The following is a 21,921-nucleotide window of genomic DNA, read 5'->3' on the forward strand; positions in this document are numbered from 1 at the left end:
AGAATGTTAAAAGATCAGAGCCTTTTCAGACAACAAGGCCTCATTGGTGGTGTCTGGCAGGATGCGGCGTCAGGTGCCACTGTCGATGTAACCAATCCCGCAAGTCTTGGCACATTGGGTACGATCCCCGATATGGGGGCATCCGAAACACGCGCGGCAATTGACGCCGCGCACGCCGCATTCAAGCCATGGAAAAAGAAAACGCATGCCGAACGTGCAGCTTTGCTGGAACGTTGGTTTGATTTGATGATTGAGCATGAGCAGGATCTTGCGCTGCTTTTGACGCTTGAACAGGGCAAGCCGCTCAATGAGGCTGTTGGCGAAATTCGCTATGGCGCCTCTTTTGTGAAGTGGTTTGCAGAAGAAGCCCGTCGTATTGATGGTGGTAGTATTCCTTCGCCGACGGCAGATCGCCGTATTCTGGTGCTCAAAGAGGCTGTCGGCGTTTGCGCGATCATTACACCTTGGAATTTTCCCAATGCGATGATCACGCGCAAAGTGGCTCCAGCGCTGGCTGCCGGTTGTACAGTCGTCATCAAGCCATCCGAGTTTACGCCGTTTTCAGCGCTCGCGCTCGGTGTGCTGGCGGAACGGGCAGGGATACCGGCAGGTGTCATCAATATTGTCACCGGCATGCCGACTGAGATCGGCAATGAACTGATGGCCAATGAAACCGTGCGCAAGATATCCTTCACTGGTTCGACACGTGTTGGCTCGCTTCTGATGAAGGGGGCTGCTGACAGCATCAAGCGTCTGAGCCTTGAACTGGGCGGCAATGCGCCATTCATTGTGTTTGATGATGCTGATCTTGATCAGGCGGTTGAAGGCGCTATCGCTTCCAAGTTCCGCAATGGTGGCCAAACCTGCGTTTGCTCAAACCGCATTCTGGTACAGGCCAGTGTTTATGATGCTTTTGCGGCCAAACTTTCAAGCCGTGTCGCGCGGATGAAAGTGGGCGTTGGTACACAAAAGGGCGTGGTGATTGGCCCGATGATCAATCAAGCAGCGATTGAAAAAATCGAGCGTCATGTTGCCGATGCACTGGAACGTGGGGCAAAAATTCTTGCGCAAAGCGAGACTATGCCGGAAGGCCGCCAATATGCACGACCGATCGTTTTGGGCGACGCCACGACCGATATGCTGCTTGCTTCTGAAGAGACTTTCGGGCCCGTCGCGCCGCTTTTCCGTTTCGAGACAGAAGAGCAGGCGATTGAAATTGCCAATGGGACGCCTTTCGGCCTAGCAGCGTATTTCTATACCGAAAATCTCAAGCGGTCATGGCGTGTCGCGGAAGCGCTGGAGTTTGGCATGGTTGGCCTCAATACAGGCCTTATTTCGACCGAAGTTGCACCGTTTGGCGGTGTTAAACAGTCTGGGCTTGGTCGCGAGGGATCAAAGCTTGGTATAGAAGAATATTTGGAAATCAAGACGCTGCATGTTGGCGGTTTGTGAAATAAAAAGGGCGGTTTATCCGCCCTTTTCCTATCCTGAACTTATTGGAATTTATCAAGCATCTTATAATAGAAACCAACCATCGGCAGAAACCATGGCTTGCCCGAATATCCCGGAATGGTTGGCCAATCGAGACCGGAAATCGGATTGTTATCGCCCCGGCCAAGGATTGCATCAGCAAGGTAAATACCCATCTGGGTAGACATCTGCGCGCCGTGCCCGGAATAGCCCATTGCATACCACACGCCATCGGCAAAACCTGCACGAGGATAGCGATCCTGTGTCATATCAACCAGCCCGCCCCAGCAATAATCTATTTCAACATTGGCGAGATGCGGGAAAATTTTGACGAGGCTTGCACGCAAAATGGCACCGCTTTTGCCATCGGAGCGCTGGTCGGAAGTGGCTGAAAAGCGCGCGCGGCCACCAAAAATCATGCGATTATCAGGTGCAAGACGGAAATAATTTCCGATATTCATCGACGTCACATAGGTGCGATTGCCGGGCATCGTGGCCGCAATTTCACTTGGCGTGAGTGGCCGGGTCGCAATGATGAAGCTACCAACAGGTATGATGCGCTTGCGGAAATAGGCGAAGCTATCTGTTGTATAGGCACCGGTTGCCACAATGACGTTGTCAGCCGTCACCGTGCCGCGCGATGTTGTAATCTGGTGTTTGCCTTCGATTTTGCGGCGTTCAAGAACAGTGGTATTTTCGAAAATGATCGCGCCGTGACGCGCTGCCGCGCCCGCCAGACCTGTCACATAGCGCCCCATATGCATCATGGCGCTTTTCTTTGAAAGCATAGCGCCATGAAAGTCATTCGAGCCGACTTCACCGATAAGCTGATCGCGGCGCAACAGCGCTGTATCGGGGTCAACTTCCGCGTGAATGGCTTCGAAATTACGCGCAAGGCTATCAAAATGGGCTGGCTTTGAAGCAAGTTTCAATTTTCCTGCGCGCCGGAACGAACAATCGATATTTTCCTCCCGCACGATACGTTCAATCGTGTCGACGGAATCGTCAAACGCCTTATAGAGTGCCTTGGCGCGCTCTGCGCCAAGGTGTTGTTTTGCAGCAATAAAACTGTGCGCGAGACCATTGTTGAGATGCCCCCCATTGCGCCCTGAAGCACCTGAGCCGACAAGGCCTGTTTCAAAGACGGCAACGCGGCTGCCTGCTTTGGCAAGATGCAATGCAGCCGAAATTCCTGTGAAGCCGCCACCAATAATGGCTACATCATAATGCCCTTCCGGTGGGGTGTTTTCCGCAAGAGTGAAAGGCGGAGTCGTGTCGTGCCAATAGGGCTTGAATTGCATCTTGCTAAGCCTTGTTTATAATCCGATTACGTCGGCCAAGCTGGAAATACCCTTGATTTCGGTATAGCCGTAATAAGGATTTGCTGGCTCATGACCGCGATTGACCCAGACCTTGTTTTTGATACCAAGATCATGTGCCGACATCAGATCGTAACGGAATGACGACGAGACGTGCAAAATGTCTTCCGGATTGGCATTGAGCTGGTCGAGCATATATTCGAATGCCTTGAAGCGGGGCTTATAGGCCTGTGCCTGCTGCGCCGTATAAACCGCGTGGAACGGGGCGCCCAGCTTTTCGACATTGTGGTGGATCTGCTCATTCATGGCGTTTGAAAGGATGACGAGCGGGATTTCCTTGGCGACCTTGGAAAGACCGGCTGGCACGTCGGGATGTGGACCCCAGGTTGGAACGCGTTCATAGACTGTGCGCGCATCTTCCTCCTTGAACGTCACATTGTTCTTCTTGCAGGTCCGCTCAATCGCATTGTGCACAACTTCATTATAAGGCTTCCAGTCGCCCAGGATTTCATCAAGGCGATAGGCTGCAAAGTTCTTGATGAACTCTTGCATGTGCTCTTCATCAAGTTGTTTGCCGTAAAGATCACGCGCCGCTTCTGCCATCTGGAAGTTGGTTAGTGTGCCGTAGCAATCGAAGGTGATGTATTTAGGTCTAAACTGGGCCATGATTTGATCCTTCCAAGCCTTGCAGGCACCGCGGTGCCGTTCTCATACATCATAATGAGCGGCGCATGGACTAATCACTGCATTCACACTGTTGCAAAGCAGATTGTTTCGTATGTGGCGTGCGCTTTGGCAGAGAGTTTTGTCTGTACGATCTTCAGGTGGCGCAGAAGGCGGCTTGTTGCTGTGGTTCTGTGTCTGTCGCGGCATAAGATGCGGCGCGGGCATCCAAGGAAAGTCGAAATACATGGCATTTCGACGCTGGTCGGGATGAACTGCTGCAAGCGCTATTCTAATTTGGACCTAAGAAGAACGCTACTCGGAAATAACCATGACTGCATCGCAAATCACTCTTGAAACGATGACGCCGGATCACCTTGATGGGGCCGTTGGCTTGTCGCAGCAGGCAGGCTGGCCGCATCGTCGTGAAGATTGGGCATTTGTGCTGGCACTGAGCAATGGCGTGGTTGCGCTTGAAGACGGACGTGTTGTCGGTACGGCAATGTCCACGCCTCTGGGGGAGGCTGTTGCAACGGTTAATATGGTTATAGTTGATGAAGCCATGCGCGGACGCGGGCTTGGCCGCAAGCTGATGCAGGCAGCACTCGATGCCGCCACAGGGCGCACGTGTCTGCTTGTTGCCACACACGAGGGCCTCCCGCTTTATGAAAAGCTTGGCTTTGTGGCAAATGGCGAGATCGTTCAGCATCAGGGTCTGGCTCTCAAGGTTGCTGCACCGAGTAACATTTCATGGGCTGCAAGCGATGATTTTGCGCGTTTGGCTGCGCTTGATCATTTGGCAACCGGCCACAATCGCACAAATATCATGCAGCTTTTGAAAGAAAACGCGAAATTCGCGGTTCTTCGTAAAGAAGATCATGTCGATGCATTTGCCGGAATTCGCCCTTTTGGGCGTGGGCTTGTTATTGGTCCGGTTGTTGCAAAGACCGGCGATGAGGCACGTTCGCTGATTGATTTTCTGCTCGCGCAGCATGCAGGTGAATTTGTTCGCATTGATACAAACATTGCAACACATCTCGGTCCTTGGCTCACCGGGCGCGGACTTGCGCATGTCGGCGGCGGGATACCGATGTGCCGTGCAGTTGAGCAGAGCGAAGACAATAGCGGCAGTGAATACCGCACATATGCGCTTGTAAATCAGGCATTAGGTTGATTTGGAGAATATTATGCTGAGTAATTCGTTGATCGAACTTGATCGCGCCCACTTGGTGCATCCGGTCTCATCATTCCGCAGTCATGAAGCCGCTGGCGTGCGTGTTCTGAAGTCCGGCAAGGGGGCAACAGTCACGGATGCATCCGGGCACACGCTGCTTGACGGCTTCGCGGGTCTTTGGTGTGTGAATGTTGGCTATGGGCAGGATAGTATTGTTGAAGCTGCGACTAAGCAGTTACAAGAGCTTCCCTATGCAACCGGCTATTTTGGCCTGGGGTCAGAGCCTGCCATTCGCCTTGCGGCTGAACTGGCTGATCGTGCGCCGGGTGATCTCAATCATGTCTATTTCACGCTGGGCGGTTCTGATGCGATCGACAGTACGATCCGCTACATTCGTTATTATTATCACGCCAAAGGGACGCCACAGAAAGACCAGTTCATCCCGGTGGAATATGGTTATCACGGCTCGTCCACTGCCGGGGCTGGTTTGACAGCACTGCCGGCATTCCATGCGGGGTTTGGCGTGCCATATGACTGGCAGCATAAAATTCCATCGCATTATGCTTATCGCAACCCGGTCGGCACCGATCCGCAGGCAATCATTGATGCCTCTGTTGCAGCATTGCGTGCCAAGATCGAAGAACTGGGTGCGGAGCGTGTCGCAGCATTTTATGTTGAACCTATTCAGGGTTCGGGCGGTGTGCTGGTGCCGCCGGCAGGCTGGCTCAAAGCTATGCATGCTGTTTGTAAACAATATGATGTTCTGTTGATTGCCGATGAAGTGATCACCGGCTTTGGCCGCACGGGCCCACTTTTTGCGTGTTCCGAAGACGATGTGGTGCCCGATTTCATCACCACGGCGAAGGGACTGACATCGGGTTATGTGCCGATGGGCGCGCTCTTTATGTCTGAGCATGTCTATAACACCATTGCCGATGGCGCCGGTAAGGCCGCTGTCGGTCACGGTTATACCTATTCCGCACATCCGGTCAGTGCAGCGGTCGGGCTTGAATGCCTGCGCCTTTATGAAAATGGCTTGCTTGAAAATGGCCGCAAGGCGGGCCAGCGCCTTATGGCAGGTTTGCAGTCGCTTTCCGATCATCCGCTGGTCGGCGATGTGCGTGGTCGCGGGATGCTGGCAGCCATTGAACTTGTGACTGACAAGGAAAACAAGACGCCGCTTCCGGCAGCAGCCGATCCGGCTCGCCGAATTTTTGACCGCGCATGGGACAATGGTCTTGTCATCCGCGCTTTCGCCAATGGTGTTCTTGGTTATGCGCCGCCGCTTTGCTGCACAGATGACGACATTGATGCGATTATCGAACGCACGCGCAAAACGCTGGACCAGACGCTTGCTGACGAAGATGTTCGTGCCGCGATGAAGGGATAGGTTTGCGGACAGCAGCAAGAGGTTGCGAACCGGAATTTCGTCAGCGCACAAGATTCGCAATATTATGCTGCGGTCCTTCATCAATTCAGCGCAATTAATGCGCTTGTTCATAACAAACTAATAAGGCTGCAAAAGGTGAAGACGAAAGGCAATCTGCTGGATTGAGTTTGGATGACCGAATAATGCGCATTAGATGCATGGTCGCTCTCTCACTCAAATGCTTTTCCGATCGACGTGAGCATGAGGTGCTTGAAACAACGGATCTTTAAAAAATGCGGTGAAACCGGTGGCAATAAACCGGAGCACCAGATGCAATTGTTAAACAAGGGGAACTGCTATGAGCGAGAAGATTACCAACTGGACTTCTTCCGACGACCGTATGATTGAAAATGCAATTCGACGCGGGGCAACCCGGCGTGAATTGTTGCAGATGATGTTAATGGGTGGGGTTGCGGCTGCAGCGGGCACAACAATCCTGGGCCGCGCGACCTCCGCATATGCTGCGACGCCGGTCAAAGGCGGTTTTATCAAAGCTGCGGGCTTTAGCTCTTCCACTGCCGATACGCTTGATCCTGCCAAAGCTTCAAATGCTACTGACTATGTGCGCTGCTGTGCGGTTTATAACCGCCTGACCTTCCTTGACGGGCATGGCGAAACGCAGATGGAACTGGCCGAAAGCGTCGAAAGCGCGGATGCAAAGGTCTGGACTGTCAAACTGCGCAAGGGGGTGACATTCCATGATGGCAAGTCGCTGAGCGCAGATGATGTGGTGTTTTCTCTTCAGCGTCACCTTGATCCGGCTGTTGGCTCCAAGGTCAATGCGATTGCCAAGCAGATCACAGGCGTCAAAAAGATTGACGACACCACAGTCGAGATCACGCTTGAAAGTGCAAATGCCGATCTTCCAACCATTCTCGCGCTGCATCATTTCATGATTGTTGCCGATGGCACGACGGATTTTTCTAAGGGCAACGGGACGGGTCCATTTGTCTTAAAAGAGTTCCAGCCGGGAGTTCGTTCGATTGCTGCGCGCAACGAGAATTACTGGAGGAATAACGGACCGCACCTTGATTCCTTCGAATTCTTTGCGATCTCTGATGAGAGTGCCCGTATGAATGCGGTTCTTTCCGGCGATATTCAGCTTGGTGCGAACCTCAATCCGCGTTCGTTGCGCGTGCTTGAAAACAACCCTGCTGCGAACCTTTTTATCTCGAAGCTTGGCACTTATACCAATCTTAATGCCCGCCTTGATATGGCACCGGGCGACAAGGCTGGCGTGGCCGAAGCGCTGAAATATCTCACCAATCGTGAAGTCATTCAGAAGTCTGTGTTGCGCGGTCTTGCAGAAATCGCAAACGATCATCCGGTGCCTGCAACCAGCAAATACTTCAATGCCGAACTCAAACAGCGCGAGTTTGATCCAGAGCGTGCAAAGTCCCTGCTTGGAAAAGCCGGTGTGCTTGGTCAGGAAATCCGCATCACTGCCGCAGAAGCTGCATCGTCATCGCTGGACTATGCAATGGTTCTTCAACAGGCCGCATCAACCATCGGTCAGAAGATCGCCATTGATCGCGTACCATCGGACGGCTACTGGTCAAATCATTGGCTGAAGGATGCTGTTCATTACGGCAATATCAACGCTCGTCCAACGCCGGATATTCTGTTCTCGCTGCTCTATAAGTCCGATGCGCCGTGGAACGAAAGCCGGTATAAGTCCGAGAAATTCGACTCGATGCTGCTTGAAGCACGCGGTCTGCTCGATGAAAACAAACGTAAAGAAATCTACGGCGAAATGCAGGCCATGATTTCCAATGAAGCGGGAACGGTCATTCCGGCCTTCATGTCGAATGTCGATGCAACTTCGCCGAAGCTTAAAGGTCTCGAGCCAAATCCGCTGGGTGGCATGATGGGCTATACATTTGCCGAACACGCCTGGCTGGAAGCCTGATTGTTCATCCGGTAAATTCGTTCTTCGAGTTCGGGCAAGGCATGGATTTTGCCCGAACTGATCGTTTCCCCAAAATATTGGGCCGCGCATGACCATGAAATCGCCTTTGCTGATTCTCGTCGCCAAACGCCTTGTTGTTGCATTCGTTACGCTGCTGATTGTTGCATTTACGATTTTCTTTGCAACAGCGATGCTGCCCGGTGACGTCGCCGAAATTCTTCTCGGACAGGCCGCAACGCCGGAGGCTGTTGCAGGACTTCGTCACGCGATGAATCTCGACCAGCCTGCCTTCCTGCGCTTCATATTCTGGCTGGGCCATCTGCTTACCGGCGATCTTGGCGTGTCCTATGCCAACAATCTGCCCATTGCCGATCTCATCGGCAGCAGGCTTGTGAACTCGCTCAAACTTGCCGGCGTGACGGCCGTAATATCGGTGCCGATCGCTCTGTTTCTCGGCATCACTGCGGCCATCATGCGCGGTACGATTTATGATCGGGTTGTTTCCATCATCACGATCTCGGTGATTTCCGTCCCTGAGTTCATGGTCGCGACCATCGCCGTGATTGTGTTTGCAGTTTATCTTGGCTGGTTGCCAGCCCTCTCAATGGCCAATGAAGTCACGTCTTTCATAGGGCTTCTCAAAGTCTTTGCCATGCCGGTGATCACGCTGAGCTTTGTGATTTCAGCGCAAATGATCCGCATGACGCGCGCCGCCGTTCTTGAAACGCTTAACACACCCTATGTTGAAATGGCGCTTCTTAAAGGTGCTTCGCGCCGCCGTATGGTCATGGTTCATGCGTTGCCAAATGCGCTCGGGCCGATCGTTAATGCGGTTGCGTTGTCGCTGTCTTATCTGCTGGGCGGCGTCATTATTGTCGAAACCATCTTCAATTATCCCGGCATAGCCAAGCTGATGCTCGATGCTGTCGCAACGCGTGATCTGCCGTTGATCCAGACCTGCGCGATGATTTTCTGCTTTGGCTATCTTCTGCTCATTACGATGGCGGATATCATTGCTATCGTTTCCAACCCGAGGCTGCGATAATCATGACCGCTTCCGTTTCAAGTCAGCGAAAGACTAAGTCTCAACGCTTTGGTTATCGGGTTAATCTGGTCGGCACAGTTTCGTTCCTGATTATTCTCTGCTGGGCACTGGTTGCCATTTTTGCGCCGTGGATCGCGCCCCATCCGGTGGGTGAAATCATCGATTTCGACTTTTTCGGACCGATGAGTGCACAGTTTCCGCTTGGCACCGATTATCTTGGCCGCGATATGCTTTCCCGCATTATCTATGGCGCGCGCTTTACGGTTGGCATTTCGCTGGCAGCGGTGTTTCTGGCGTGTTTTTTTGGCGTGACACTTGGCATGATGGCCGCAGTTATCGGCGGCTGGTTTGATTCAGCATTGAGCCGCTTTCTTGATGCGCTCACATCCATCCCAAGCAAGATATTGGCGCTGGTGATTGTTGCGGGTATCGGCTCGTCCATTCCGGTCCTCATTGTCATCATGGCGGTGATCTATACGCCGGGCAGCTATCGCTTTGCGCGCGCATTGGCGATCAATATCAACACCAGGGACTATGTGACCGTCGCCCGCGCACGCGGCGAAAAGATCGGCTATCTTATCCGTTCAGAGATTTTGCCGGGTATCATCGGACCAGTCCTTGCTGATTTTGGCCTACGCTTTGTCTTTATCGTCCTGCTTTTGTCGAGCATGTCCTTTCTGGGGCTTGGTGTGCAGCCGCCATTTGCCGATTGGGGGGCTTTGGTAAAGGAAAATATTGGTGGTCTTTCCTTTGCGGCCCCTGCCGTTGTGTTTCCGTCCGTCGCGATTGCGAGCCTCACCATCAGCGTCAATCTGCTGATCGACAATCTCCCGCAAAAAATCCGCGACAGGAGCGAGTGAATGAGCAATCTGGTTGAGATCAAAAACCTGCGCGTGGATGCAAAAACCGATTCAGGTCGCACCGTCGAAATTATCCGTGACGTGAGCTTTGAAATTGCCAAAGGTGAAATTGTGGCTCTCATTGGCGAGAGCGGCTCTGGCAAGACAACCATTGCGCTTACACTTATGGGCTATACGCGTCCGGGGTGCCGGATCGTGAGCGGCAGTATCGACGTTTCAAAACAGAATCTTGTCTCGCTCTCAGAGCGTAAACGCGCGAAGAAACGGGGCACAGAAGTGTCCTATGTGCCGCAAAGTGCGGCTGCCTCTTTCAATCCTGCCCATCGCATTATGGATCAGGTCATTGAAGTGACCAAAATTCACAAACTGATGTCGAAGGAAGAGGCACGCAAAAAGGCAATAGATCTGTTCAAGGCGCTTGCCTTGCCAAACCCCGAAACAATTGGTGACCGCTATCCGCATCAGGTATCGGGCGGGCAATTGCAGCGCCTTTCGGCAGCTATGGCGCTCATCGGTGACCCCAAGCTTGTGATTTTCGATGAGCCGACGACGGCGCTTGATGTGACGACGCAAATTGAAGTTCTGCGCGCTTTCAAGTCGGTGATGAAAAAGAACCATATTGCTGGGGTTTATGTTTCGCATGATCTCGCTGTCGTAGCCCAGATTGCAGACCGCATCGTGGTACTCAAAAGCGGTGAAGTTCAGGAGGTAGGCTCCACACAGGATATTCTGCATCATCCGCAGCACCCTTATACGCAGGAATTGCTTGCAGCTTTTGAGCCGGTTTTGCATGCGCGGCCAGAAATTGCCGAAGCTGAAAAGCCATCGCCGCTTCTCGTCGTTGAGAATGTTCTTGCCGGTTATGGTATTGTCGGAAAATCCGGCGATCCGGCGATGATTGCGGTCAACAATGTCAGTCTTGAGCTATCGCGCGGGCAGAATCTGGGCATCGTCGGAGAATCCGGTTGCGGCAAGTCTACGCTTGCACGCGTAATTGCCGGTATCCTGCCAGCCGCGCGCGGAAAGATTATCTTTGAAGGTAAGGAAATGCAGAGCGCTCTGCGTCATCGCACGCGCGAGCAATTGCGCGAATTGCAGATTGTCTTTCAGTTTGCGGATACCGCGCTCAATCCTGCCAAGTCGATTGCCGATATTCTTGCGCGCCCTTTGTCATTCTATCACGGCATGCATGGCAAAAGCCGCGATGCCCGCATTGATCAGCTGCTTGATATGGTGCGGATCCCGCGCAATTTGCGGTACCGCAGGCCGGGTGAGCTTTCCGGCGGGCAGAAGCAGCGCATCAATCTTGCGCGTGCACTTGCTGCTGATCCCAAGATGATCATCTGCGATGAAATCACCTCCGCACTGGATACGGTTGTGGCTGCGGCCATTATTGATCTCTTGAAGGAGTTGCAGCGCGATCTGTCGCTGTCATATCTCTTTATCAGTCATGACCTCTCTACAGTGCGTGCGATCTGCGACGAAGTTGTGGTCATGTATGCCGGTAAAAAGGTTGAGCAGCTAAGTCCGGCCCTGATGAGCAATGCCGCCAGCCATCCTTATTCGCGGCTTTTGTTCTCATCCGTGCCCAAGCTCGACACCGGCTGGCTCGACGGACTGCAGCAGGACCCGGAACTGGTGCGTGAGTTTACCAGAAGCTGAGATTGGCGTGCTATTCTGTGAACATCACGTCTAGCGGCAGATGTGCTTTCACAATGGGTGACTTGAGCACGACGAAGCTGAAATATTTATCGATGCCGACATCCATATCGATCAGGCGCTCCATGATCGTCTGATATTCGACAATTCCGGCGGTCACGAATTTCATAAGATAATCGTAACCGCCCGAAACCAGATGGCACTCAATAACAGAATCGATCTTTTCAACTGTTGCCAGAAAACGTGCAAAATCGATCTGGCGGTGGTTCTTGAGCGTGATCTCGGTGAAGACTGTCAGTGTCTGGCCCAGTTTCGAAACATTGATCTGTGCCGAATATCCGGTGATATAACCTTCCGATTGCAGCTTTTTTACCCGCATCAGGCATGGGCTGGGCGAAAGATTGACCAGTTCTGCGAGTTCGACATTGGTTATCCGCCCATTTTTCTGCATTTCGGATAGGATTTTTATGTCGATTTTGTCGAGCTTCATAGCAAAACCACTCATGCTGTATTCTGAAATCAGATTATTATCTTTTTCGCTTCAAGCTGCAATCGCGCCAGATGCGGTTTTCCATATTCAGTGATCGAGCGAAGCAGACGGGCTTTCTGCGCAATAATCGCCTGTCGCAGCCGCAGCAAACCATATGAAATTCTGTGTAAAGGCAAACTCCGATGCACGTCTTGGCGCGGCGGGCAGTAGGATGTGCAAAACACTGGAGTTCCACACATGTCTGCACCGCTCTTGCACATTGAAACCAGCCCAACCTTGCCAGAGGCAGCGGGCGTGGTTGTGATTGGCGGCGGCGTTGTTGGCGTGTTTACAGCCTATTACCTCGCCCGCAGTGGCGTGAAGGTTGCGCTTGTTGAAAAGGGCCGCATTGCAGCCGAACAATCGAGCCGAAACTGGGGTTGGTGCCGCCAACAAAACCGCGATGCGCGCGAGCTTCCGATGGCGACCAGAAGCTTGGAGCTCTGGGATAAAATCGCCGAGGAAACGGGGGAAGATCCCGGTTTTCGCCGTTGCGGGCTTCTTTATCTGTCGCAGGATGAAGCGGAGATTGCAGGCTGGGCGCGTTGGCGTGATTTTGCACAGACTGTTGGTGTAACCACGCATATGTTGAGCGCAGCGGAAGCGGCAGAGCGTGGTAAAGCGACGGGGCGCAGCTGGAAAGGCGGCGTTTTCTCGCCGACCGATGGTATCGCCGATCCGTCACGTGCGGTGCCGGTTGTGGCACGCGGGATTATGGCGGCAGGTGGGAGCGTTCATCAAAACTGCGCTGCGCGCGGTCTTGAGCTGAGCGGCGGACGCGTCAGCGGTGTGGTGACCGAAGCAGGCACAATTGCGACGAAAACCGTGGTGATGGCGGGCGGTGCATGGGCATCTTCCTTCTGCAACCAGTTGGGCATTCGCTTTCCGCAGGCAGCCGTTCGCGCTTCGATCCTGTCGGTCGCGCCCGGTGCTGTCGGTTTGCCTGATGCATTGCATACATCTCAGGTATCGCTCACACGACGCTATGATGGCGGCTATACGCTGGCAATAAGCGGTCGCGCGCGGGTTGATACGACCCCGCAGCAATTGCGTTTTGGCCGTGAATTCATACCGATGTTCATGCGTCGCTGGCGCAGTCTTGCTCCGGGCGGTATTCAGGGCTGGTGTTCAGGCCACGAAACGTTGAGGAAATGGTCGCTCGACAAGATTACACCCATGGAAAGAAACCGTATCCTCGATCCGAAACCGGATGAGGGGCAGATCCGACTGACCTATCAAAGAGCGTGTGACCTCCTGCCGGAACTGGCAAAGACACCGATTGCGAACCGCTGGGCGGGCTATATTGACAGCACACCGGACGGCGTTCCGGCGATTGGTGAGATTGAAACTGTTCCGGGTTTCATTCTGGCGGCAGGGTTCAGCGGACATGGATTTGGCATCGGTCCCGGTGCGGGGCATATGATTGCGGATGTGGTTTTGGGACGTAAGCCGATTGTGGACCCTAAACCTTACAGGCCGGAACGCCTGAACCGCAGCGCATGGGGCAAGGTTGCTGACTTTTAAGCCAATTCAAGCCTAAGCGCGCATCTATCAACGATTTAATTTTTCGAACCGCTTAAGCAGCCGTTCACGCCGCAGACGTGAAAGCCGCTGCACCCAGAAAATGCCATTGAGCTGATCGATTTCATGCTGATGGCAAACGGCAAGCAATCCTTCGGATTCTTCCGTTTTTTCAGTGCCATCAAGGTTTTGATAACGAATTTTGATGCGTGCATGCCGTTCGACGTCTTCGACAATGCCGGGCATTGAGACGCTGCCTTCCTGATGCTTGATCGTCTCGTCGGAAGCCCAGATTATTTCCGGGTTTACATAAATATGTGTGCCGGTTTCTTTTGAAAGCTCAAGAACAACAACCCGTTTGGCGACACCAATATGCGGTGCCGTGATACCGATGCCGGGTGCTGCACGCATTGTATCGAGTAGGTCGTTTGCGAGATCGCGCAAGGCTTGATCAAATGCGGTGACAGGTTCTGCCACTTCGCGCAGGCGTTGATCGGGATATTGGACGATAGGGCGAACGGGCATAGAGCTACTCTGTTTTGTTGATCATAACGCTGTAGCCAAGCCTGTCAGATTCCGCAAAGTGTTTTGGAGCGATCAAGCGGGAATGACGAGCTTGAGAGCAATCAGCCACATGACGGCTGCAATGAGTAATTCCAGAATGCGCCATGAGGATGGTCTGGCGAAGACCGGACGAAGCCAGGACGCGCCATAGCCAAGTGTGAAGAAAAACAGGAAAGAGGCTGTCACAGCACCGGCCGCAAAAGAGAATTCCTCTCCGGGAAAGCGCGTCGAAATTGTTCCAAGCAGCATGACTGTATCGAGATAGACATGCGGATTGAGCCATGTGAGGGCAAGGCACGTGATCAATGTTTGCGTGTGGCTGGAAGCACGCATTTCCGCCGATATCAGCGCGCTGGACGATCTTAGCGCCGCGTAGAGGCTTTTTGCACCATACCAAAACAGGAAGGTCGCTCCGCCATAGCGCATCACTGGATCGAGCCATGGCATGAGCAAGGCAATTTTCTGAAAGCTGGTCACGCCCAGAACAATGAGAAAAGCATCAGAAATCGCGCAGGCAAGCACGACCGTGAGAACATGCTGATTGCGGAGTCCTTGCCGCAGAATGAAAGCATTTTGCGCTCCAATTGCAACAATCAGGCTCAGGCCCATCATCAGGCCGGTCACATAAACTGAACTATTCACCACTTTAAGAAGTCCCGAATTATCATTCAGGCTGTTGCTATCGTATCGGGAATGATTAGGCTAATTAATGTGACTTGTTCAGATTAAGAAAAACTAATCCATGCTTGATTATCCGGCACTGCGCGCGGTAACCACTGTTGTCCAGACTGGCAGCTTTGAAAAAGCAGCCATTGCACTCAACATCACGCCATCCGCTGTTTCACAACGCGTCAAGCATCTTGAAGAGCGGCTTGGTGTGGTCCTTATTGTGCGCGGCAATCCGTGCCTCGCGACTGAAAAAGGTGAATGGCTATGCCGCCATATGGAAAATGTGGGCATGCTGGAGAGCGAGTTGTTCAGACATTTGCCCTCACTGGTCCGCGAAGACGACACGCAGCAACGCGTGACGCTGCATATCGCAACCAATGCGGATAGTCTGGGCACATGGTTTGTTGAAGCCATGTCCAGCTTTTCCAAACAAACCCGCTATTTGCTCAACATAGCTGTCGATGATCAGGATCATACGGCGGAATGGCTGCAACGGGGACGGGTGCTTGCGGCCGTTACAAGTCTGGAAAAGCCGATACAGGGATGTCGACGCCTTTCACTGGGCGCGCTTCGCTATCGCGCGACTGCCAGCCCGGCGTTTGTTGCGCGTTATTTTTCGAAGGGCGTAACGCAGGTCACATTGGCCGATGCGCCTGCGTTGACCTTTAATCAGAAGGACAGATTGCAGTCGCAATGGATCGCTCAGGTGATGGGCCGCGATCTTGCGCATCCCACGCATTGGCTGCCATCCACGCAGGGCTTCATCGAGGCCAGCCTGTCTGACATGGGCTGGGGTATGAATCCTGAGCACCTGGTGAAAGAGCATTTACAGGCCGGGCGGCTTGTCGAGCTGATCCCAAACACGCCGCTGGATATCGCACTTTACTGGCAGATGAACCGGCTGGCTGCGGATCATTTAAGTGAGCTTACGCGCGAGGTTGTGCGTACAGCAAAGGCTGCTCTCGTCACAGCATAAGCATCATCAGGCCTTCTTTCGGAATGAAGACGCGTCGATATTGAGCTTTTGCAGGCGTGCATAGAGGCTGCGACGCGGAAGTTGCAGCATCTCTGCTGCTTCGCCCACATCGCCATTAAGACGCGTGAGCGTGTCCTGCAAAACTTTGGTTTCGAACTGATCGAGTTGCTGGGTAAGCGGCAGGGCGCTCGGCTCACGCGCCTGATCGACGTCCAGTCCCAGCACGACTTGTTTTGCAAAATTGCGCAGCTCGCGCACATTGCCCGGCCATTCATCGGCGTTGAGCCGCGTTTCTATTGCCCCATCTATGGTCGGTCGCGGCTGACCGAATTGTTTTGCGGCCTCATCAAGGAAATAAGCGAACAAAAGGCCGATATCCTTGCGACGTTCACGCAAGGGCGGAATACGCAGCCTTACGGTTTCGAGCCGGTAAAGCAGATCGGACCTGAAACGCCCTTCCTGTACCGCATCTTCAAGCTCGCCTTTTGCGGCAGCAATGATCCGCAGATTAACGGCTCGGGGCTCGCCTGAAACGCTTGGCAATTCGCGCTCTTCGACAACGCGCAAAAGTTTGCCTTGCAGGACGGGCGACATGCTGTCGACCTCATCAAGAAAAAGTGTGCCGCGCTCAGCGTCAACGATGCGGCCACGCTGGATGCGATTGCCAAACAGCACCTCATCAGCAATGGCATCGGGTAGCGCTGCGCAATCGATTGCAACAAAGCCACGGGCATGGCGCGCGCTCCAGCGGTGCAAAAGACGTGCGACCAGTTCTTTGCCGGTGCCGGTTTCGCCTTCAATCAGCACATCCACATCGACACTTGCAAGCTGGCGGATGGTTTCGCGCAGTCGCACCATGACGGGCGTCTCGCCCAGCAACGGGAAGCCCTGTTCAGCCTCTGCGGCCGCTTTGCGCAGGCGACGGTTTTCGAGAACCAGACGGCGCATTTCCAGCGCGCGCCGCACGCTTGAAATCATATGGTCCGCCGCAAAGGGTTTGGCTATAAAGTCGAAAGCCCCTTTTTTAAGCGCTGCCACTGCCATGCCAATATCACCATGTCCGGTCATCAGGATGACCGGCAGTTCGGGATCGCGCGTAAGCAGCGCTTCCATGACCGCATGTCCATCGATGCGCGGCATACGAATATCGGTGACGACAATTCCGGGAAAGTCTGCACTCAGATTGGCGAGTGCCGAATGGCCATCGCCGAAGGTCTCGATGTCCAGTCCGGCAATTTCGAAAGAATCCGCAAGAGCTGTGCGAAAGGCCACATCGTCATCGATGAGCATGACGCGCAGTGATTGTGTGTCCGTCATGATTGTTTTGCCTGTTTTAACATGGCTGAGAAGGCAGCGCCGCCTAAGGGGGAAGGCACGATGCGCAAACTGCCTTCGAGTTCTGACATGATGTCGCGTGCAATGCCCAGCCCCAGACCCAGCCCATCCGGTTTGCCGGTGACAAAAGGGCTGAACACATCATCGCCAACCGCAGGATCGATGCCCGGTCCGTTGTCGGCAACGATCAGCGATATATGTTCATTTGCTTGCAAGACATGCAAAGCAACGCGCGGTTTAGATTGGCCTGCCACGGCATCAAGTGCGTTCTGTAAAAGGTTGACCAGAACCTGTTCCAGTCGCACGCGGTTTGCCCGAACTGTGAAGTCGCAGCCATTTGGCATTTCAAGCTCAATACCGGCAGTACGAAAGCGATCGCCCATGATGAGAAGCGTGCCCTCCAGCAATTCATCAAGTCGGATCGGGCCGAGTTGGCCATGCCCACGGCGTGCAAAACGGCGCATTTCCTGTGTGATTGATCCGATGCGGGCGGTGAGTTCGATGGATGTGCTCAGGTTGGTTGCAACCTTGTCCAGTTTGCCTTTTGCCAGATGATGCTGTGCATTCTCTGAAAGCGTCTGAATGGTCGCGACAGGCTGGTTTATCTCATGCACGAGGCCTGCGGTAATGGATCCAAGCGATGCAAGCCTGTTTGCCTGCGCCAGTTCCTCGCGGGCTTTGCGAAAACGCTGATCGGCACGCTCGCGTTCTGTTATTTCAGAACGAAGCTCTGCTGTGCGCTCCATGACCGCTGTTTCAAGTGCCGCCCTGTCGGCTGCCAGACGAGCGGCCCGCGTCATGCGCCAGTAAACAGCGCCTGAGAGCATTGCAATAATGAGCAGTGCTGCCACTGTAATCAGCCGTGCCAGATCCTTTGCTGCGCGCATTGCGGGAGCGATGGCCTCAATATGCAGAAGCCTTAATTCCGTTCCGGCGATCTGTTCGCCAACCGTGCGAAATTCTGTGCCTGAGGCACCCCGCATCATGCTTTCAGGTTCGAATGCATAATGGCTGGGTTGCAGATCGGCGATGTTGAACTGCCCGCTTTGGGCTATTTTTTCGCGCTCGGCTGCGGAGATTGGTTGAAAGGACCGAAGGTCTTCCGCTTTGTCTGTGGATGCGAGAATGATGCCGCGCGGATCAACCACGAATGTCTGGCCGGGATCGTTCGCCCAGGTCTGAACAAGTCGGTGAAATTCGAATTTAACGACGACAACACCAGCGGGATTGGGCTTATCGCCTATTCGCTGCGCGAGAAACAGGCCGAAGCGCCCACTGACGTCCCCGATAGCGTAATATTCCGCTGCACCTGAATTCATGGCACCCTGAAAATAAGGGCGGAAGCTATAGTTGCGACCGACGAAACTTTCCGGCGTGTTGGCATTGGACGACGCAATCACGGTGCCATCGCGTGCGATCACATAAATGATAGGCGAGCCGATTTCGTCAGCAAGAAATTCGAGTTTTTTGTTTAATCGTGATGTTGCATTTTGCGGCCCGCCGGCAAGCACATCGTGAAGGTCGCCATATTCTTTCAACACGACGGGCAGAAGGCGAAACTTGGCAAGCTCACTGTCGATAAGCCGGGTCTGCTGCCGTGCAATAAGCGTCGCATCCTGACTGAGCCGTTCAAGCGCGCTTGCCTCTGTCCAGGAGCGCGCAGCCGTCCAGACGCCCGCAACAAGCAGGAAAGCCAGCAGGATCAGCAGGACTCTGCTGAGTTTTGACAGTGTCTTCATTTGTGCAGGATTATGCAATTATCTTTGAAAAGTCACGCAGAATTTTGCACAAAATACAAGTAAGAACTGTGGCGAAATTGTGAATAATTCAACCAATTCAAATGATTAAACTTTTTAATCTGTTGCACTGGCGATCAAAAACGATGTCACGCATTTTAGCGCCACTTCGAAATGGGAGTTTCGTAGGGAGGAGCTTATCCGCGTAACCACGAGAATATGATTATTTCTTGTTCGGCATTTACACCGGCAGCCAGGTTTTGTGTGCAACGCACCTGACCGAGGGCAATCAAAAATACCCGGAAGCCTGCGTACTTTGTGGCGTGCTTACAACGGGTGGAACCTCAAAGACTGAGAGATTTGAAGGAGTGACCGCATGGTCTCAATGACATCTGAACGGAGCGATGCGACAAGCACCAATAGTCGTCTTAAATCCATTATCGGTGGATCAACCGGCAATCTGGTCGAGTGGTTTGACTGGTATGTCTATGCCGCCTTCACGCTCTATTTCGCACCGCATTTTTTTCCATCGGAAAGCCAGACTGCGCAACTTCTCAGCGCTGCAGCGGTTTTTGCCGTGGGCTTCATCATGCGTCCGATCGGTGCCTGGATCATGGGGATTTATGCGGATCGCAAGGGCCGCAAGGCTGGTCTTGCCTTGTCCGTGACATTGATGTGTGCAGGCTCCCTGATCATTGCGCTCACACCCGGTTATGAAACGATTGGTATTGTTGCGCCCGCGCTGCTGGTTCTTGCGCGTTTGATGCAGGGTCTGTCTGTTGGTGGCGAATATGGTGCGAGTGCGACCTATCTTTCTGAAATGGCAGGAAAAAGCCGCCGTGGATTCTTTTCATCGTTCCAGTATGTGACGCTGATTTCCGGCCAGCTTCTGGCTATTCTTCTGCTGATTGTGCTGCAAAGAACGATGGAAACCTCAGCGCTTGAATCATGGGGCTGGCGTATTCCGTTCTTCGTTGGAGCATTGCTTGCAGTGGTTGTTTTCTGGCTGCGTCGTGGTCTTGCTGAAACCGAAAGTTTCAAGAATGCGAAGACGAAAGATGCACCAAAGTCCGGCTTCTGGACACTTATCAAGTATCATCCGAAAGAAACGGCTCTGGTCATGCTTCTGACCGCCGGTGGTACGCTCGCATTCTACGCATATTCGATTTATATGCAGAAATTCCTTGTCAACACATCCGGCTTCAGCCGTGAAGTTGCAAGCCAGATCAATGCGATTACGCTGTTTATCTTCATGTGTCTTCAGCCGCTGGCTGGTGCGCTGTCGGATAAGATTGGCCGTAAGCCGCTGATGATCGCCTTTGGTACTGCGGGCGTGCTGTTCACCTATCCAATCTTCTCGACACTTGAGCAGACGCGGGATCCATGGATCGCCGGTCTTCTGGTCATGGGTGCACTGGTCATCGTCACTGGTTATACATCGATCAACGCGGTCGTTAAGGCCGAGCTTTTCCCGGCACACATCCGCGCGCTTGGTGTGGCCTTGCCTTATGCTCTTGCAAATACATTGTTTGGCGGAACGGCCGAATATGTTGCGCTCAGCTTCAAGAACGGCGGTTGGGAGCGTGGTTTCTACTGGTATGTAACGTTTATGATCGGCATATCGCTGATTGTGTATTTGCGGATGCGTGACACCAGCAAGGACAGCTTGATTTCGGAAGATTAAAACAAGTATGCCGGGCCAAAAGCCCGGCATTTTTATAGAGCGTTACAACAAAGGATTAGAGTGCTGATCCGATCCAATCAGATCGAAACGCGCTCTTAAGATGTCGCTTTACGTTGCCGTGTGAGCATCGGCCCATATTCCAGAACATAGAGGCCAAAAGCCAGCATCCATAACAGCGCCGAACCTGCGAGCAATGAATGAAAGAAATTCGGCATCATTTCTGCAAAGGGCCGCAACAGAGCAGCAAGAATAATACATAGATAGGCAATCTGTGTGCTGGGTGTAGCGGTTAATGGCCGACCGGTATGCCCGCGAGTTGCACGTGTCATAACTGCAAGCATCATGGTGCCGATGACGCCAACTGTCATGACATGGAGCGCTGAATAAGGGTTGAGATGGCCAAGGGCTGCACATGCAATGGCAATGTAACCTAGCGGCACGAAAGCATAGGCCACGTGCAGAACCAGCAGTATCTTTTCACGTGCCACGCTCCAGCCGCGCCAGCGATAGAGCCTTATCGTGTGCAGGACTGCCGTAATGATTGCAAGAATGGCCGTAAGAGTTGATTCAGGTGCCACAACCCATGAGATGCACGCCAAAGCCGCAACCATAATGCACAGGACATCGTACCTGTTAAATGGAACCGGAGCCCGAGTTGATCCGGTTTTGTTAAGCCAGTTGCGGGTGAAGCTTGGAATGATACGTCCACCAATCAACATGACCAGCAGGACATAGGCGCTGACCCCGATGCGGTTTGCCATCGCAACATCGCCGTCCGTTATTGCCAGATAGTGAAATGTGAAATTGGCAATTGTAACCACGCTGACGGCAATCAGAACTTTTAGATTTTTCCACTGACGGCCCGCAATGATCTCGCGTGCGCTAATAAAAAGCAGCATTGGCAGAAACAGGCTTTCTATCGCAACTGCCAGATAAAGATTGGTGATGTCTGGATTGAGAAAGAGGACGCGTCCGATAAGCCATGTGCCGAAAAGTATCGCAAGCGGAGCGCCGGAAACCGGCAGCCTGCCTGTCCAGTTGGGTATGGCGGTCATTAGAAAACCAGCAAGAACTGCAGAAGAAAAGCCAAAGACCATTTCATGTGCATGCCAGTTCAGCGCGCCATAAGCGCCTCCGACTGAAACGCCGAAAGTCAGCGACAACATCCAAAGCAGCATGGCCAGAACGGCCCAGATGGCTCCGCCCAGAAAAAATGGGCGGAAGCCATAGCTGAAAATTGCCGGCCCGGTCTTTTTGAGGCCGCGCGCTATTGCGCCTCGGCGTTCGGAGGGCATCGCTGCGGAGGTGGCCAGCAGGCCTTCCTGTACTTTCATAGTATCCTCTCACTGACCGGCTTTAATGCAATCATCGGCAGTCTT

18 protein-coding genes are annotated in these 21,921 nt (G+C 53.2%); 10 read left to right on the forward strand and 8 right to left on the reverse strand.

Annotated features, from left to right (window positions below):
- Positions 1–3 precede the first annotated feature (3 nt).
- Entirely contained in the window at positions 4–1,452 is a 1,449-nt protein-coding gene (locus ABE527_RS11840) for an NAD-dependent succinate-semialdehyde dehydrogenase (protein WP_265985764.1), read from the forward strand.
- Between the two features lie 41 nt (positions 1,453–1,493).
- Here the strand turns inward: ABE527_RS11840 and ABE527_RS11845 are convergent, their stop codons facing one another.
- Positions 1,494–2,771: an NAD(P)/FAD-dependent oxidoreductase gene (locus ABE527_RS11845; RefSeq protein WP_265985763.1), complete on the reverse strand. Its 1,278-nt coding sequence runs from the start codon at positions 2,769–2,771 to the stop codon at positions 1,494–1,496.
- 15 nt (positions 2,772–2,786) lie between these two features.
- Positions 2,787–3,455, reverse strand: coding sequence for a haloacid dehalogenase type II (locus tag ABE527_RS11850; RefSeq protein WP_265985762.1), 669 nt, complete (start codon positions 3,453–3,455; stop codon positions 2,787–2,789).
- A 328-nt stretch (positions 3,456–3,783) separates the two neighbouring features.
- On the opposite strand from ABE527_RS11850, the gene ABE527_RS11855 reads away from it, so the two are divergent.
- From ABE527_RS11855 to ABE527_RS11880, 6 genes are all read left to right on the forward strand, one after another.
- Positions 3,784–4,626, forward strand: coding sequence for a GNAT family N-acetyltransferase (locus ABE527_RS11855; protein ID WP_499697034.1), 843 nt, complete (start codon positions 3,784–3,786; stop codon positions 4,624–4,626).
- Between the two features lie 13 nt (positions 4,627–4,639).
- The gene (locus ABE527_RS11860) at positions 4,640–6,016 is read left to right on the forward strand and encodes an aspartate aminotransferase family protein (RefSeq protein WP_499697035.1); all 1,377 of its coding nucleotides are present in this window, start codon (positions 4,640–4,642) and stop codon (positions 6,014–6,016) included.
- A 337-nt stretch (positions 6,017–6,353) separates the two neighbouring features.
- On the forward strand, positions 6,354–7,964 hold the full coding sequence (locus tag ABE527_RS11865; protein ID WP_499697036.1) for an ABC transporter substrate-binding protein: 1,611 nt from the start codon (positions 6,354–6,356) through the stop codon (positions 7,962–7,964).
- 94 nt (positions 7,965–8,058) lie between these two features.
- The gene (locus ABE527_RS11870) at positions 8,059–9,009 is read left to right on the forward strand and encodes an ABC transporter permease (RefSeq protein ID WP_499693906.1); all 951 of its coding nucleotides are present in this window, start codon (positions 8,059–8,061) and stop codon (positions 9,007–9,009) included.
- Between the two features lie 2 nt (positions 9,010–9,011).
- Positions 9,012–9,869, forward strand: coding sequence for an ABC transporter permease (locus ABE527_RS11875; RefSeq protein ID WP_499697037.1), 858 nt, complete (start codon positions 9,012–9,014; stop codon positions 9,867–9,869).
- Entirely contained in the window at positions 9,870–11,531 is a 1,662-nt protein-coding gene (locus ABE527_RS11880) for an ABC transporter ATP-binding protein (RefSeq protein ID WP_499697038.1), read from the forward strand.
- 10 nt (positions 11,532–11,541) lie between these two features.
- Here the strand turns inward: ABE527_RS11880 and ABE527_RS11885 are convergent, their stop codons facing one another.
- Positions 11,542–12,018, reverse strand: a complete 477-nt coding sequence (locus tag ABE527_RS11885; protein ID WP_094508510.1) for an Lrp/AsnC family transcriptional regulator — start codon at positions 12,016–12,018, stop codon at positions 11,542–11,544.
- A gap of 237 nt (positions 12,019–12,255) precedes the next feature.
- Between ABE527_RS11885 and ABE527_RS11890 the strand changes: the two genes are divergently transcribed.
- Positions 12,256–13,581, forward strand: coding sequence for an NAD(P)/FAD-dependent oxidoreductase (locus ABE527_RS11890; protein ID WP_499697039.1), 1,326 nt, complete (start codon positions 12,256–12,258; stop codon positions 13,579–13,581).
- Between the two features lie 27 nt (positions 13,582–13,608).
- On the opposite strand, the gene ABE527_RS11895 is transcribed toward ABE527_RS11890, so the two are convergent.
- Positions 13,609–14,103, reverse strand: coding sequence for a peptide deformylase (locus ABE527_RS11895; protein ID WP_499697040.1), 495 nt, complete (start codon positions 14,101–14,103; stop codon positions 13,609–13,611).
- 72 nt (positions 14,104–14,175) lie between these two features.
- Positions 14,176–14,754, reverse strand: a complete 579-nt coding sequence (locus tag ABE527_RS11900; protein ID WP_265985851.1) for a LysE/ArgO family amino acid transporter — start codon at positions 14,752–14,754, stop codon at positions 14,176–14,178.
- Between the two features lie 130 nt (positions 14,755–14,884).
- Here ABE527_RS11900 and ABE527_RS11905 point away from each other — a divergent pair, with 130 nt between their 5' ends.
- A complete protein-coding gene (locus ABE527_RS11905) occupies positions 14,885–15,787 on the forward strand; it encodes a LysR family transcriptional regulator ArgP (RefSeq protein ID WP_265985754.1) in 903 nt (300 codons plus the stop codon).
- A gap of 6 nt (positions 15,788–15,793) precedes the next feature.
- Here ABE527_RS11905 and ABE527_RS11910 read toward each other — a convergent pair whose 3' ends face one another.
- Together ABE527_RS11910 and ABE527_RS11915 are read right to left on the reverse strand one after the other, a co-directional pair.
- On the reverse strand, positions 15,794–17,104 hold the full coding sequence (locus ABE527_RS11910; RefSeq protein WP_499697041.1) for a sigma-54-dependent transcriptional regulator: 1,311 nt from the start codon (positions 17,102–17,104) through the stop codon (positions 15,794–15,796).
- Positions 17,101–18,861 (reverse strand): sensor histidine kinase, encoded by a 1,761-nt coding sequence (locus tag ABE527_RS11915; protein ID WP_499697042.1) that lies wholly within the window; start codon positions 18,859–18,861, stop codon positions 17,101–17,103. The genes ABE527_RS11910 and ABE527_RS11915 overlap by 4 nt, the downstream gene beginning before the upstream one ends.
- Positions 18,862–19,234: 373 nt before the next feature.
- Between ABE527_RS11915 and ABE527_RS11920 the strand changes: the two genes are divergently transcribed.
- Positions 19,235–20,542, forward strand: coding sequence for an MFS transporter (locus ABE527_RS11920; protein ID WP_396998443.1), 1,308 nt, complete (start codon positions 19,235–19,237; stop codon positions 20,540–20,542).
- A gap of 95 nt (positions 20,543–20,637) precedes the next feature.
- On the opposite strand, the gene ABE527_RS11925 is transcribed toward ABE527_RS11920, so the two are convergent.
- Positions 20,638–21,876 (reverse strand): NnrS family protein, encoded by a 1,239-nt coding sequence (locus ABE527_RS11925; protein ID WP_499697043.1) that lies wholly within the window; start codon positions 21,874–21,876, stop codon positions 20,638–20,640.
- Between the last annotated feature and the right edge of the window lie 45 nt (positions 21,877–21,921).

Origin of the sequence: Brucella sp. TWI432 (genome assembly GCF_039674445.1) — a bacterium.
Taxonomy (GTDB): domain Bacteria; phylum Pseudomonadota; class Alphaproteobacteria; order Rhizobiales; family Rhizobiaceae; genus Brucella; species Brucella chromiisoli.